We start from the raw sequence: 15,072 nt of genomic DNA on the forward strand, positions 1-15,072 counted from the left end.
TCGCGTCGGTCACTCGTCGTCGTCCGGCGTCGGATCGAACTCCTTGACGGCGTCTCGATCCGTCCCGGCCGCTTCCTCGCTGTCGTCGCCGTAGGTAATCGTCCGCTGTGGGTACGGGATCTCGATCCCCTCCTCGCGGAGTCGCCTGTGGATGCGCTTGTTGACGGCGTGGCGCGCTCTGGGCTCCCGGGTGGAATGGGGGATGTAGCCGCGGACCTCGAACAGGAGCGCCGAGTCGCCGAACTCGATGAACCTGACCTCGCTCGGCGGCGACGACATGATATCGTCTTCGGCTTCGAGTTCCTCCAGGAGGACCTCCTCGACGTACTCCGGATCGGCTCCGTACTCGATGCCGACTGGGACGTTCATCCGCTTGTAGCGATGGGGCGAGGACTCGTTTATGACCTGTGTCGAGTTCAACACGGCGTTCGGGACCGTCACCATCACGCGATCCGGAGTGAGGATCGTCGTGCTCCGGAGTCCGATGTCGATGACGGTCCCCTTGTCGCCGGATTCGAGGACGACGAAGTCCCCCGGCTTGTACGTGCCATCGACGAACAGCGCGATTCCGCCGACGAAGTTGGCGATGGCGTCCCGAGCGGCGAAGCCGAGGACGATGCCAAACAGTCCAGCGGAGGCCAGAAGCGGCGTCAGATCGATCCGCCAGACCGAGAGTAACACGCCGACCGTGACGGCGACGACCGTCGCAGCCCAGAGGTTTTTCAGAACGGGTGCGATGTCGTAGACCGGATTGGTCTCGTCCAGTCGGGTGAGCCACTCCGCACCAAGCCGCTGACTACCCAGCGCCCACAGGACCACCAGTAGCGACTGCGTCGTCGCTGTGAGAAAGAACGTAACCCCCGGCGGTTGCAGCAACTGGACCACCGTGTACACGCCCGCCAGGATCACCGAGAGATACACCGGTACGTGGAGGACGTCGAAGACGACCGTCGAAATGTCGTCCGCCGGCCGTCGCTTGAGCCACGACCGGGCGACGATTTCGATGGCCGTCGCCAGCGCCGCCGAAATGAGGATAACGACTGCCACCTGTCGCCAGACCGAGAGTTCCTGGACGGCATCGACAACACCAGTAACGAACGCCTGCATACTCGTTTCGACTGCGGCGACGGTGTTAACTCTTGCTCGCTGTCCCGCCAACTACTTTCACCGCGGTACGGGAACGCTTAACCTCGCCGACGCCGAACGACCGGCAAATGGCTTCCACGGACGGAGACCAACAGTACGTGGACCACCCGATGCTCTCGCCCTCGTTCATCGAGCGACGGCTCTACCAACTCCAGCTAGCCGGGACAGCAGCAGAGGGCCATACGCTCGTCTGCCTGCCGACCGGACTCGGCAAGACGACGGTGAGCCTGCTCGTCACCGCCAGACGGCTCGACGAGGTCGGTGGCAAGGTGCTCTTTCTCGCCCCGACCAAGCCGCTGGTCCAGCAACACGCCGACTTCTACCGGGAGGCGCTCTCGATGCCGGAAGAAGACATCGTCGTCTTTACCGGCGACGTCAGCCCGGACGACCGCGCCGCACTCTGGGAGGAGTCGACCATCGTCATCGCGACGCCACAGGTCATCGAGAACGACCTCGTGGGCGGTCGGATCAGCCTCCGCGACGTCACCCACCTCACCTTCGACGAGTGTCACCGCGCGACCGGCGACTACGCCTACAACTACATCGCCGAGCGCTATCACGCCGACGCGAGCAACCCGCTCGTCACCGGGATGAGCGCCTCGCCCGGCGGCGACGAGGAGGAGATCCTCGAAGTCTGTGAGAACCTCGGCATCGGCGACGTCGAGGTGATGACCGAGGAGGACGCCGACGTGGACGAGTACACCCACGAGACGGAGGTCGAGTGGGAGCGCATCGAACTGCCCGACGAGATAACCGACATCCGGGACGCGCTAAACGAGGTCATCGAGGACCGACTGGAGAAACTGCGCGAACTCGGCGTCACCGGCAAACGCAGTGCAAGCCTCTCGGAGAACGACCTCCAGTCGATGCGCGCCGAGTTGCAGAAACTGATGAACAACGACCAGTCGGAGGGGTACAAGGGGATGTCGCTACACGCGGAGATCCGCAAAGTCAAGACCGCCGTCACCTACGTCGAGACCCAGAGCGTCGAGGCCTTAGAGCGGTATTTCGACCGCCTGCGCAACGCCGCCCGGTCGTCGGGCGCGTCCAAGGCCGACCAGCGACTGGTCTCCGACCCGCGCATTCGGCAGGCGATGAAAGACGTCGAGGCCTACGACGAAATCCACCCCAAGTTCTCGCGAATGCACGTCTTGCTCGCCGAGACGCTGGGCATCGAGCAGGGCGAGCGCGTCATCGTCTTCACCGAGTCGCGTGACACCGCCGAGATTCTCACCGAGTTTTTGAACGAGAACTTCGACGCCCGCCGGTTCGTCGGCCAGGGCGACCGCGAGGGGAGCGACGGAATGACCCAGAACGAACAACAGGAGACCCTCGACGCCTTCCGCAACGCGGAGTTCGAGGTGCTCGTCTCGACGTCGGTCGCCGAGGAGGGCCTCGACGTCCCCGAGGTCGATCTCGTGCTCTTTTACGAACCCGTCCCGACGGCGATCCGCTCGATCCAGCGCAAGGGCCGAACCGGACGACAGGACGAGGGCCGCGTCGTCGTCCTGCTGGCCGAAGACACCCGCGACGAGGCGTACTTCTGGATCTCGCGGCGGCGCGAACAACAGATGGAGGACGAACTCCGCGAACTCAAGGGAGCGACCGACGAAATCGTCGAGGAACTCGACGACAGCCAGCAGCAACTCGGCGATTTCGGCAGTGCGGCCGAAACGGCGTCGGCCGACGGCGGCGCTGTCGCGGCGAGCGACTCCGGGGATCAGCCCGGTTTACAGGAGTTCGCGGACGAAGACGACGAAGACGCCGATACGGAGAGTGACGAGGACGTCGACGACGCGGTCGTCGCAACCGCCAGTCGCGACGACGAGAAAATCGAGATCGTCGCCGACCAGCGCGAACTCGACGCCACCATCGCCCGCGAACTCTCGAAGCGCGACGACGTCCAGACGAGACTAGAGACGCTGGCTGTCGGCGACTATATCCTGTCCGATCGCGTCGCCGTCGAGCGAAAGACCGTCGACGACTTCCTCGATACGCTCACCGGCGGCGACCGCTCGATGTTTGAGCAGGTCGGCGACGCCGCCCGGCACTACTCTCGGCCCGTCGTGATCATCGAGGGCTCCGATCTCTACGGGAAACGGGACGTCCACCCGAACGCGATCCGCGGTGCGCTGTCGAGTCTCGCAGTCGACTTCGGTGCGAGCATCCTGCAGACCGAGGACGAGGCGGAGACCCGCGAACTACTGGCGGTGATCGCCGGGCGCGAACAGCAAAAGGACGACCGCGAGGTCTCGGTCCACGGCGAGAAACAGTCGAAGACGCTGGCCGAACAGCAGGAGTACGTGGTGGCCGCTATCGCCGATATCGGCCCCGTTACCGCCCGATCCTTGCTCTCGGAGTTCGGCACCGTCGAGGCGGTGATGACCGCCCGCGAGGAGGACCTGCTGGAGGCCGAGGGCGTCGGCCAGGTCACCGCGGAGCGGCTCCGGGAGGTCATCGGTAGCGAGTATACTGGGCTGTAACCATCGACGGCAGTTCCCCCAAAGATCCTTCGGGTGGGACGCTCCATGTCAATGTAGCGATGACGACAGATGACCCATCCGAGACGCCTCCCCGGGCGTTCAGGTCGATCCCCGGCCCCGAGGGTGACCCGCTACTGGGTAACACCGCCGAGTTCGCCGCCGATCCGCTCGCCTTCTACACGCGGGTCGCCCGCACGCACGGCCCGGTCGCCCGGTACAAGATCGGCCGGTTCGAGTTCGTTCAGTTGAGCGATCCGGCGTTCGTCAGACACGTCCTCGTCGACAACAACGCGGCCTACGACAAGGGCGAGCGGTTCCAGAGCACGCTCCGGCCGGCGCTGGGCAACGGCCTGCTGACCAGCGAGGGATCGTTCTGGCGCTCCCAACGACACACGATCGAACCGGCGTTCCACCCCGATGCCCTCCAGGGGTACGCCGACGTGATGGTCGACGCGACCGAGCGACTCTGTGCGGAGTGGCGGGCGGGCCACCAGCGCGACATCCACGACGACATGATGTCGCTGACCGTCCAGATCGCGGCCGAGGCGCTGTTCGACATCGACCTCGGCGAGCAGGAAGAAGCGATCGCGGACGCCCTGGAGACGGTGATGGACCGCGCGAGTACCCGCATCCAGCGGCCGATCGACATCCCCGACTGGGCGCCGACGCCGGGGAACCGGCGGTTCGACCGGGCGATGGAGGACCTCTCTGCCGTCGCCGATCGGATCATCGACCAGCAGACCGGTAGCGACGGCGACGACGTCGTCTCACTGTTGCAGGCCCAGGACGACCCGCCGTCCCGCGAGCAGATCCGCGACGAGGTGATCACGATACTGCTGGCGGGTCACGAGACGACCGCGCTCGCGCTGACGTACACGCTCCAACTGCTCTCGAAGAACCCCGACCAGCGCGCGATCCTGCAGGCCGAACTCGACGACGTGCTCGGCGGCGACCGGCCGACGGTGAGAGACCTGCCCGAACTCAGCTACACCGAGCAGGTCGTCCGGGAGGGGATGCGCATCTACCCGCCGGTGTACGATCTGATCCGCGAGGCCGCAGAGCCGGATACGGTGGGTGGCTACCGGATCCCCGAGGGCACCACGGTGTCGTTCCAGCAGTGGGTGCTCCACCGCGATCCGGAGTACTACGACAACCCGCTCGCGTTCCGCCCGGAGCGCTGGACCGACGACTTCGAACAGGAGTTGCCGGCGTTCGCGTACTTCCCCTTCGGCGGCGGGCCGCGGCGCTGTATCGGCGACCGCTTCGCAATGATGGAGGCCCGGCTCGTGCTGGCGACGATGCTCCAGGAGTGGACCGTCGAGTCGACCGTCGACGAACTCTCGTTTGCCCCCTCGATCACGCTGCGGCCGGACGGTCCGGTCGAGATGATCCCTCGCCGGCGGTAGCGTGGTGTGTCGTCCGGGATGGCTTCGGCCACCGCACAATACTTTCCGCTCTGGCCCGTACTGACCCTCGATGACAGACGATTCACTCGCCCACGCCACGCTCGGCGGTGGCTGTTTCTGGTGTACCGAAGCGGCGTTCAAGGAACTCGACGGTGTCGAATCGGTCACCTCCGGCTACGCGGGCGGCCACGACGACGACCCCAGTTACAAAGCGGTCTGTCGCGGGACGACCGGTCACGCCGAGGTCGTACAGATCGCATACGATCCCGACGCGATCAGCTACGTCGACCTGCTGGAAGTCTTCTTCAAGATTCACGACCCCACGACCGAGGACCGGGAGGGGCCGGACATCGGGTCGCAGTACCGTTCGATCGTGCTCTATCACGACGACGAACAGCGCGAAATCGTCGAAGACTTCGTCTACGAACTCGACGCGTCGGGCCTCTACGACGACTCCATCGTCACCGATATCGAACCCCTGGAGATGTTCTACGAGGCCGAAAAACACCATCAGGACTACTTCGAGAAGAACCCGCAGGACGCCTACTGTCGGATGCACGCCGCGCCGAAAGTCGAGAAAGTGCGCGAACAGTTCGGCAAGAGCGCCTGATCGGCCGTACTGTCGCCCCTCATAGCCACGCATTTCTCCCGCCAGTACGGCGACTGACGCAGCTATTTATGTCGTGTCGTTGATCGTAGACGTGTCAGTATGCAACGGGAGAGCTCAGCGGCTTCGACGACACTCTCGGACCACGCCATACGCGTCAGTGGGGACGACGCGCGGAGCCAGAATATTCAGGCGGGGAGAGCGCTCGCAGAGACGGTCCGATCGACGCTCGGGCCGAACGGCCGAGACAAGATGATCGTCGGATCGGACGGCGCGGTAGTGGTGACGAACGACGGCACGTCGATTCTCGATCGGCTGGAGATCGACCATCCGGCAGCCGAGGCGATCATCGACGTCGCGGCCAGTCAGAACGAGACGATCGGTGATGGAACGACGTCCGCGGTCCTCCTGACCGGCGCATTGCTCGACGAGGCCGAAGGACTGCTCGACGAAGGGGTCCATCCTGCTTCGATCACCGCCGGCTATCGGCGGGCGAGCGACCGAGCCCTGCAGTATCTGGAGGACGCCGCCCACGACATCGATACGGGGGACCGCTCGCTCCTCGAATCGGTTGCGACGACGGCGATCACGGGCCGATGGGACGAGGACTCGACGGCGTTTATGGCCGGTCTCGCCGTCGACGGTGTTCGTGCCGTCACTACCGATGGACGCGTCGATCGGTCGGACCTGTTACTTCGGCCCGTTCTCGGCGGGTCGTTGCGTGAATCGACCGCCCTCGACGGCGTCGTCATCGATATGGCCCAGTCGTCGACGACGGTTTCGACGCGCGACCTCGACGCGCCGCGAAAGCTGACGGATGCCGGAATCGCGATCGTCGACGCGCCGCTGACGATCGAAACGGCGGCGGCCGTCTCGAACGTGACGGTGACCGATCCCGACGAGCTGGAACGGCTCCGCGATCACGAGGCCGCGGTCTACCGCGAACAGGTCGATCGGATCGTCGAGAGCGGTGCCGACGTCGTGTTCGCACAGAAGTCAATCGACGACGCCGTCCGGACGTTGCTCGCCAGCAAGGGCGTACTCGCGGTCGAACGCACCCGACGAGACGAACTGCACGCACTGGAGCGTGCGACCGGCGCGAGGGCGGTCGCAGACACCGAGGAGCTGACGCCCGCACACGTCGGGGCCGCCGGCAGTGTCGAGCGGCGCTCGGTCGCGGGAACCGAGTTGACGATACTCACTGACTGCGTCGACGCGGATCCCGTCTCGATACTGCTTCGCGGCGGGACAGACCACGTTCTCGACGAAACGAAGCGGATCGTCGAGGACTGTCTCGACGTTACCGAACTCGTCCTCGAAACCGGGCGGGTCCTCCCGGGGGCGGTGCGGCCGAGATCGGGGTGGCCCGGGCGCTTCGATCGGACGCCGCCGGGGTATCGGGGAGAGAACAACTGGCTGTCCGCCGGTTCGCCGACGCGCTCGAAGCGATTCCGCGGACGCTCGCAACGGGGGCCGGTGCCGATCCGATCGACGCGATCACTGCGTTACGGCAGGCCCACCACGAGGGCCGTGATGACGCCGGCTTCGATGTCCACGACAGGCGGGTCGCGAACATGGTCGACGGAGGCGTGCTGGAACCCGCCGATCTGACGTGCCGGGCGATCGAGGGTGCCAGCGAGGCAGCGGTCCTGCTCCTGCGGGTCGACGACCTTATCGCTGCCCGGCGTCGGGAGAGCGACGACGCCGGCCACGATCACGACCACGGAGCCGGCGGTCTCCGGAGCGCTGGCGGGGGTATCCCTGGACGATCGGTCACTGATACCCGTCCGCCCGCTCTCGACGCCGCGGTTTGGACCGGGCCGAACTAAACATACGTCACTGGTAACATCGGTTTTTGTGGTGGTCGTTGACACGATGCATGGGCTTCACGGCCTTATGATAGCAATGCCAGAAGTACACTTCGAGGTGGATACGGACGAACCACCGGACGAACAGCCGGATTACAAGCCGTTCAATCGTTGGCATCCGGAGATCGAATCGGTTGTAACCGCAGAGCAAGGCGACCGAGTTCGGCTCGAATGTCTGGACTGGACGGGTGGGCAGATCACTGACAGCGACAACGCGAACGAGGTCCGCGACGTCGACCTGAATCAGGTTCACTACCTGAGCGGGCCCGTCGAGGTCGAGGGGGCCGAACCGGGGGACCTGCTGAAAGTGACCCTGCTCGACATCGGCCCACTGAACGACCGGTCCGAGTTCGGGTTTACAGGGATCTTTTCCCAGCAGAACGGGGGCGGCTTCCTGACCGATCACTTCCCGCATGCCGCCAAGGCAGTCTGGGATCTCGACGGGACATTCGTCTCGTCGCGGCACGTCCCGGACGTGCGATACGAGGGGATGATTCATCCCGGCCTGATGGGCACTGCGCCCTCCCAGGAGCTACTCGACGAGTGGAACGAGCGCGAGAACGAACTCATCGAGCGCCACGCGGAGGATCCGGAGTCGATCAACAACCACCCGACTGGCGAGTCGGAGCCGCCGGTGGCGAGTCCACCGACGGCTGACGGCGCACAGCCCGGTGAGGCGACCGGTGACGCCGCCGACCGGATCGCCGAGGAGGGTGCACGGACCGTCCCGCCGCGCGAACACGGCGGCAACTGCGACATCAAGGATCTCTCGCTTGGCTCGACGATCTACTTCCCGGTGTACGTCGAGGGTGGGAAGTTCGGCATCGGCGACATCCACGCCTCCCAGGGAGACGGCGAGATCACGTTCTGTGGTGCGATCGAGATGGCCGGCTACGTCGATCTGGAGTTCGACGTCGTGAAGAACGGCATGGACGAGTTCGGTATCGACCATCCGATCTTCGAACCCGGCCACCGCGGTCCGGACTTCTCCGATTACGTCGTTTTCGAGGGCTATTCGGTCACCGAAGATGGGGAGCAGAAGTATATGGACCCCCACGTCGCGTACCGGCGTGCAGCGCTGGACGCGATCGAATATCTGACGAAGTTCGGCTACACCCGAGAGCAGGCGTACATGATCCTCGGAACGGTGCCGATCGAGGGGCGACAGAGCGGTATCGTCGACATTCCCAACGCCTGTTCGACGATCGCCGTCCCGAAGGGCGTGTTCGATTTCGATATCAGCCCGGATTCGCTCGCGGACAGCGCCGACGACCGCGGCCAGATCGAGATCACGGACGACCCGCTCGGCTAACGTCGCCGGTCGAACGACGGCGTCGGTATCGACCCCCGCCGAATTTTTTATGCTTCCTCGATCCCCTCGGAGATATCCGCGTCCTCGACGACCGTTCGGACTACGCCTGCGAGTGGGAGCAGGTCATCCTCTGTCTGGCCCGCGCTCCCAGCCCCGTCCGTCGAGTCCGCTCCGCCGACCTCCTCCGCCGCAAGCGCGTGATACCGCGTCGCCGCGAGCAGTGCGATCTGGAGCACGTCGTTGGTCGTCGCGACCTGCTCTCCAGTAGTCTCGTTCAGTTCGTCACGGATCGCACTCAGTAGCTCTCGGGACTGCATCGACATCGTCAGCGAGACCTGAAACCGGTGTGGGACGTCCTCGTGGAACCGTGAGAGCGCCGCGGTAACTTCGGAGTCGTTCGTTTCCATCGTGTGATAAGATATCACATGTGGGCAAAAATAAGGGTGGGGGAGACGCCCGTCTCGGGTGGCGCTTACCGCGGGAGCGCACCGAGCGCTTCGGCCGCCTCACGGGCCGCGGCGAGTTGCTCTTTGGCCTGGCGCGGATCCGATTCCTGCGCTGCCTGCCGTGCTAACTGGGTCACCGCATCCGCTGCGCCGCCTCGGCCTCCGGCAGGGAACCGGTTGACCGCGCGGTTCCGTGCTGATTCGTGGCCGAACTGTTGGCTTGCTGGCGCGCTTCCGACGGTTCGCCCGGGGTCTCGTTCGGCTGTCCAGCACCCGCTGGTGGCTGGGACTGAGCGCCTGCGGCGGCCGTGGCGTCGGTTCGCTCCGCTCTCTGGTCGTGTGCGTTGGACCTCGTGGCACCCGCCTGAGTCTGTCCCTCGGCAGTCTCCTCTTCGACCTGGGCCGTCCTGTTGGCGACGTCCTGATCGGCGGCCTGCTGGCAGGTCGGGCAGAACTCCTGGTCGTTCTGCCGGAAGAGCGGGTCCCCACAGTTGTTGCAGTGTTTGTTCGTCATCGTCGCACCCTGCAGGAGCAGTTCGCTCATGTGCTCTGTCGATTGCCTGTCCTCGGCGTCCTCTTCGTACTTCTGCCGGAGCTTTTCGCGCTCGGCTTCCTTGTCGAACTCGCTCATGTGCGTATGCAGGTGGCGCACGGACTAAAAACCAGCAAGTTCGGTCTGGCCGTTATTCGCCAGCGACCAGCGTGTAGCCGATAGCGACCGGGGCGGCGAAGACGACGTGTCCGAGCGTGCTCATCAGCGTGCCGGGGAAGCCGACGTTCGGGAACGGCGGTGCGCCGCCGAAGCCGACCGCGCCCAGCCAGAGCGGCATGACGAGTACGGCAAGCACCAGGGTCGTCAGGACGCCGTAGAGGGCCCCAAGCGGGATCGCATCGGGGAGCGTCGAGGCTCGTGCTCGCAGTCCGGTGTTGCTGACCAGCAGGACGTACGCGACGCCGAGGGCGACGCCGTGGAACTGGTGGAGCGCCCAGCCTGCGGCGAGGGCCGGCCCTTCGATACCGTACATTGCGGGAATCGCCATCTTTAGCATCGGGGCCGGGATCACGAACTGCATGAGCAGTCCGAACAACACGCTACCGACGAAGCCGGCCACGGCTCCGGCGGCGAGTTCAGTCGTCGCAACGGTCGAAGTCGGACGGTGATCGGTCGTCGTTGCCATCTGTATCTTCACGATGACTGCTGTCCTACGTGAACGCTTTTCAGTTGGGTGTTCGGTACACACTTTCGGATCAGGTATAAATATACCCGCCAAACGACAGGTCAAAACCGCCCCATGACGGGCCGAACCGCCGGTTCCAAAGTTTTAATCATCATGGATGGGTCAGTTCTGGTGGTATGACCAAAGTAAGCGTAGTCGGTGCGGCCGGGACAGTCGGCGCTGCTGCAGGGTATAATATCGCGCTGCGCGACGTCTGTGACGAACTGGTGTTCGTCGATATTCCCGACAAGGAAGACGACACGGTCGGACAGGCGGCGGACGTCAATCACGGAACCGCCTACGACTCGAACACGACGATTCGGCAGGGCACGTACGCGGATACGGCCGGGTCGGACGTAGTGGTCATCACAGCCGGTATCCCGCGACAACCGGGTCAGACACGGATCGACCTCGCCGGCGACAACGCGCCGATCATGGAGGATATCGGCTCGTCGCTGGCCGAACACAACGACGACTTCGTGACGATTACGACCTCGAACCCAGTCGACCTGCTCAATCGGCATCTCTACGAGACAGGCGACCGGGCCCGCGAGAAGGTAATCGGCTTCGGCGGCCGACTCGACTCCGCGCGCTTTCGCTACGTCCTCGCCGAGCGCTTCGACGCGCCGGTCGAGAACGTCGAGGCGAGCATCCTCGGCGAACACGGCGACGCACAGGTCCCGGTGTTCTCGAAAGTCCGCGTCGACGGCCGTGATCCGGAGTTTACCGACGACGAGAAAAGCGAGATTCTGGCAGAACTCAAAGAGAGCGCGATGAACGTCATCGAGAAGAAAGGTGCAACCGAGTGGGGCCCAGCCACCGGCGTCGGGCACATGGTCGAGGCCGTCCTACGCGACACCGGCGAGGTACTGCCCGGTTCGATCCCGCTCGCTGGCGAGTACGGTCACGAGGACGTTGCACTCGGTGTCCCCATCCGATTCGGCGAGAACGGCGTCGAGGAGGTCGTCGAGTGGGAACTCGATAGCTTCGAGCGCGAACAGCTCGGCGAAGCGGCGGACAAGCTATCCGAGCAGTATGCGAAGATAGAGTAACCCGCTCGACCGGTCGGTATCGAGCGCGCGCCGGTCAGTTTCCGGCACGCGGATCGGGAGCGTCGCCGCGCTCTCCGGCCCGCACCGACTCCGGAACCTCCGCATCGACGAACTCTGCCCACTCTATGAGGTGGTCCTGTTCCCCTGTCATAGCTACGTGAGTATCTCACATGATCTATCATAACTTTTTCGCCGATTGCAAGCCGCTGAAGATCTGTTCGACAGGACGCAGGTCGCCGTTACAGAGATTCGAGGAGAAAGCCCACGACTTCAGTCGTGGGAGTAGTCACGGGATCAGTTGTTCCCCGTCGTCGTCGTATACGACGATGGCGTCGACTGGACAGGCCCGGGCCGCGAACTTCGCGTCTAGTTCGGCTCCCTCCGGAACATCGCGGACGAAGCGGTCCTCTTCGACCTCCTCGCCGTCGGCCAGCACTGCTTTCCCGGCGTCTTCGTCCTTCTCGAAGGCGTCCCACTCTGCGACACACTGGAACATTCCGATGCAGGTGTCCCGATCGAATTCGATTTGCATAGCGGACAGTTCGTCCGACACTACTAAAATCATGGCGGAGAGGGGCGGTCGTGCGTTTCTCTCGGACTCACCCGCCACCGGTACGCAAGTTTAAACCCCAAGAGGGGCCAACGGACGGGTAATGGATATCGCGGAGCTATCGGGCGTCCCTCCCGGCTTTACCGAGTACCTGGAGGCGGAGGGAATCGAGGAGCTATACCCGCCTCAGGCCGCGGCCGTCGAGGCCGGGATCCTGGAGGGCGAGAACGTTGTCGCCAGCGTGCCGACCGCCAGCGGGAAAACGCTGATCGCACAGCTGGCAATGCTTTCCGCCATCGAGCGCGGGGGTCGGGCAGCGCATCGAGCGGCCGAGCACTCTACATCGTGCCGCTACGGGCGCTCGCCAGCGAGAAAAAGGCCGAGTTCGAGGCGTTCGAGGCCTTCGACGTCTCTGTCGGCGTCTCGACGGGCAACTACGAGTCGGACGGGGAGTGGCTCGCCGACAAGGACATCATCGTCGCCACCAGCGAGAAAGTCGATTCGCTGGTGCGAAACGGCGCGCGCTGGATCGACGACGTCGACTGCGTCGTCGCCGACGAGGTCCACCTGATCGACGACTCGAATCGCGGGCCGACGCTGGAAGTGACGATGGCGAAACTGCGCCAGCTCAACCCCGACCTCCAGACGATTGCACTCTCGGCGACAGTTGGCAACGCCGACGAGATGGCCGAGTGGCTCGATGCCGAACTCGTCGACACGACGTGGCGACCGATCGATCTGAAGAAGGGCGTCCACTTCGGCAACGCCCTGCATCTCGATGACGGGACACAGCACGAGCTACCGGTCCGCAACAGCGAGAAACAGACTGCCGCAATCGTCCGGGATACGCTCGACGACGGCGGTTCCTCGCTCGTCTTCGTCAACTCCCGGCGCAATGCCGAGGCCGCGGCGCGACGGCTGGCGGACGTGGTCGACCCCTCGCTCTCGCCCGAGGCGCGCGAGGAACTCGACGAGATTGCCGAGGAGATCCGCGACGTCTCCGATACCGAGACGAGCGACGACCTGGCCGAATGCGTGATACGCGGCGGAGCCTTTCACCACGCCGGACTCGCGCCCGAGCACCGCTCGCTCGTCGAGGACGCCTTCCGGGACCGACTGCTGAAAGTCGTCTCTGCGACGCCGACGCTCGCGGCCGGCGTGAACACGCCGAGTAGACGCGTCATCGTGCGCGACTGGCGGCGCTACGACGGCACTGCGGGCGGAATGCAGCCCCTCGACGTGCTCGAAGTCCACCAGATGATGGGGCGGGCGGGCCGTCCCGGACGGGACCCCTACGGCGAGGCGGTCCTGCTGGCGAGCAGCCACGACGAACTCGACGAACTGTTCGACCGGTACGTCTACGCCGAGCCCGAACCGGTGCGCTCGAAACTCGCGGCCGAGCCAGCCCTTCGCACACACGTCCTCGCGACCATCGCCAGCGGGTTCGCCCGCACCCGAGAGGAGTTGCTTGGCTTCCTCGAAGAGACGCTGCACGCCAGCCAGGCGAACGACCCCGAGCGACTGGAGCAGGTGACCGACACGGTGATCGAGTATCTGGAGCGCAACGACTTCATCGAGAGCGCGAAGTCACGCTCCGCGGAAACTACGAGTGGTGGAGCCGCAAGTAATGACGGCGACGAACTCGATGCGACCGGGCTGGGCCACACCGTCTCGCGGCTCTACCTCGACCCGATGACCGCGGCCGAAATCGTCGACGGACTCGAAGCGAGCGATGGCGCTCCGACCCCACTCGGTCTCTATCACCTCGTCTCCCGCACCCCGGATATGTACGAACTCTACCTCAAGTCGGGCGACCGCGAGGAGTACACTGAACTCGCCTACGAGCGCGAGGGGAGTTCCTCGGCCCGATGCCCAGCGAGTTCGAGGACGTCCGCTTCGAGGACTGGCTGTCGGCGCTCAAGACCGCCCTGATGCTCGAAGACTGGGCGCGCGAAGTCGACGAGGACCGGATCACCGAACGGTATGGCGTCGGGCCGGGCGATATCCGCGGCAAGGTCGACACCGCCGAGTGGCTGCTCAACGGGGCCGAACAGCTCGCGGCCGACCTCGACCTCGACGTCACGCCGGCGATCCGCGAGGCCAGAAAACGGGTCCAGTACGGCGTGAGCGACGAACTGCTCGAACTCGCAGGCGTGCGCTCGGTCGGCCGCAAGCGCGCCCGACGGCTCTTCGACGCGGGCATCGAGAGTCGGGCACAGCTACGCGAGGCGGACAAATCGGTCGTCCTCGGCGCGCTTCGCGGTCGCGAGAAGACCGCCGAGACGGTGCTGGAAAACGCCGGCCGCCAGAACTACTCGATGGAGGGCGTGAGCGCGGACGACAGCGCCCGCCCGTCCGACGGATCGAGTGGGGAGAGAGCGGGGAGGACGCCGAGGACAGTTCCGACACCGACGACACCGGACAGGCCAGCCTGGGTGATTTCTGAATGGAGTTCGTGGAGGGCGAAATCGTCGTCGACGACATCGACGGCTTCGTCGAGACGCTCTCGGCCATCGGCGAGAAACACGACTGTACGATCCAGGCGTTCGACGCCCGCTACGTCGCCGGACGCGAGCATCTCGAACGCGCCGTTTCCCTCGCCGACCGAGCCATCGAGCGCGAGGAGAACGTGGCCCGGGACCGGGCCGTCGAGATACTGCTGTACGCCGCCGGTCGGCGACAGATCAACAGGGCGCTCCGGATGGGGCTCGATTCGGGCGAGAACCGTGCAGTCGTGCTCGTCGACGCGAAGCGGGAATCTGCGGACGAGGCGGGCGCGGTGACGGCGCTCCGGGAACGCCTCGACCTGACGCCCGAACCGACACTCGGCGTCGAGCACGCCGAGGAGGAACTGCTTCGGGAGTTCTTCGATATCGGTGTCGCCGAACTGGCGGCGACCGACGCCGGTCTCCCGGATCTGGTGCTGGAGCGGGTCGCCCTCCTGGACGTCGAGAAGTGAGGTAGCGCTGGACTACGGTGCTGGCA

General features: G+C 65.0%; 11 protein-coding genes and 2 pseudogenes. 8 read left to right on the top strand and 5 right to left on the bottom strand.

Annotation, left to right across the window (positions count from 1 at the left end; all coding sequences use genetic code 11):
• Window positions 1-9 precede the first annotated feature (9 nt).
• Window positions 10-1,107 (bottom strand): mechanosensitive ion channel family protein, encoded by a 1,098-nt coding sequence (locus ACFQH2_RS02700; RefSeq protein ID WP_377056562.1) that lies wholly within the window; start codon window positions 1,105-1,107, stop codon window positions 10-12.
• A gap of 107 nt (window positions 1,108-1,214) precedes the next feature.
• Here ACFQH2_RS02700 and ACFQH2_RS02705 point away from each other — a divergent pair, with 107 nt between their 5' ends.
• The 5 genes and pseudogenes from ACFQH2_RS02705 (at window position 1,215) to fmdA (ending at window position 8,822) form a co-directional block, all read left to right on the top strand.
• A complete protein-coding gene (locus ACFQH2_RS02705) occupies window positions 1,215-3,629 on the top strand; it encodes a DEAD/DEAH box helicase (protein ID WP_377056564.1) in 2,415 nt (804 codons plus the stop codon).
• 59 nt (window positions 3,630-3,688) lie between these two features.
• The gene (locus tag ACFQH2_RS02710) at window positions 3,689-5,035 is read left to right on the top strand and encodes a cytochrome P450 (protein WP_377056566.1); all 1,347 of its coding nucleotides are present in this window, start codon (window positions 3,689-3,691) and stop codon (window positions 5,033-5,035) included.
• A gap of 70 nt (window positions 5,036-5,105) precedes the next feature.
• The gene (msrA, locus tag ACFQH2_RS02715; RefSeq protein WP_377056568.1) at window positions 5,106-5,645 is read left to right on the top strand and encodes a peptide-methionine (S)-S-oxide reductase MsrA; all 540 of its coding nucleotides are present in this window, start codon (window positions 5,106-5,108) and stop codon (window positions 5,643-5,645) included.
• 249 nt (window positions 5,646-5,894) lie between these two features.
• A pseudogene (gene thsA, locus ACFQH2_RS02720) lies at window positions 5,895-7,471 on the top strand (thermosome subunit alpha).
• Between the two features lie 76 nt (window positions 7,472-7,547).
• Window positions 7,548-8,822: a formamidase gene (gene fmdA, locus ACFQH2_RS02725; RefSeq protein ID WP_377056572.1), complete on the top strand. Its 1,275-nt coding sequence runs from the start codon at window positions 7,548-7,550 to the stop codon at window positions 8,820-8,822.
• 47 nt (window positions 8,823-8,869) lie between these two features.
• Here fmdA and ACFQH2_RS02730 read toward each other — a convergent pair whose 3' ends face one another.
• The 3 genes from ACFQH2_RS02730 to ACFQH2_RS02740 form a co-directional block, all read right to left on the bottom strand.
• Window positions 8,870-9,229, bottom strand: coding sequence for a hypothetical protein (locus ACFQH2_RS02730; protein ID WP_377056574.1), 360 nt, complete (start codon window positions 9,227-9,229; stop codon window positions 8,870-8,872).
• A 172-nt stretch (window positions 9,230-9,401) separates the two neighbouring features.
• Window positions 9,402-9,899: an Sjogren's syndrome/scleroderma autoantigen 1 family protein gene (locus ACFQH2_RS02735; protein ID WP_377076433.1), complete on the bottom strand. Its 498-nt coding sequence runs from the start codon at window positions 9,897-9,899 to the stop codon at window positions 9,402-9,404.
• A 52-nt stretch (window positions 9,900-9,951) separates the two neighbouring features.
• Window positions 9,952-10,446 carry a hypothetical protein gene (locus tag ACFQH2_RS02740; RefSeq protein ID WP_377056578.1) on the bottom strand — a complete coding sequence of 165 codons (495 nt, stop codon included), beginning with the start codon at window positions 10,444-10,446 and terminating at the stop codon, window positions 9,952-9,954.
• A 176-nt stretch (window positions 10,447-10,622) separates the two neighbouring features.
• Here ACFQH2_RS02740 and mdh point away from each other — a divergent pair, with 176 nt between their 5' ends.
• A complete protein-coding gene (gene mdh / locus ACFQH2_RS02745; protein WP_377056580.1) occupies window positions 10,623-11,537 on the top strand; it encodes a malate dehydrogenase in 915 nt (304 codons plus the stop codon).
• A gap of 286 nt (window positions 11,538-11,823) precedes the next feature.
• Here mdh and ACFQH2_RS02750 read toward each other — a convergent pair whose 3' ends face one another.
• The gene (locus tag ACFQH2_RS02750) at window positions 11,824-12,069 is read right to left on the bottom strand and encodes a ferredoxin (RefSeq protein WP_377056582.1); all 246 of its coding nucleotides are present in this window, start codon (window positions 12,067-12,069) and stop codon (window positions 11,824-11,826) included.
• A gap of 121 nt (window positions 12,070-12,190) precedes the next feature.
• On the opposite strand from ACFQH2_RS02750, the pseudogene ACFQH2_RS02755 reads away from it, so the two are divergent.
• Together ACFQH2_RS02755 and cgi121 are read left to right on the top strand one after the other, a co-directional pair.
• A pseudogene (locus tag ACFQH2_RS02755) lies at window positions 12,191-14,533 on the top strand (ATP-dependent DNA helicase).
• The gene (gene cgi121 / locus ACFQH2_RS02760) at window positions 14,534-15,046 is read left to right on the top strand and encodes a KEOPS complex subunit Cgi121 (RefSeq protein WP_377056586.1); all 513 of its coding nucleotides are present in this window, start codon (window positions 14,534-14,536) and stop codon (window positions 15,044-15,046) included. It abuts the pseudogene before it with no gap.
• Window positions 15,047-15,072: the final 26 nt, after the last annotated feature.

Source organism: Natronoarchaeum sp. GCM10025703 (assembly GCF_042661985.1).
GTDB lineage: Archaea > Halobacteriota > Halobacteria > Halobacteriales > Natronoarchaeaceae > Natranaeroarchaeum.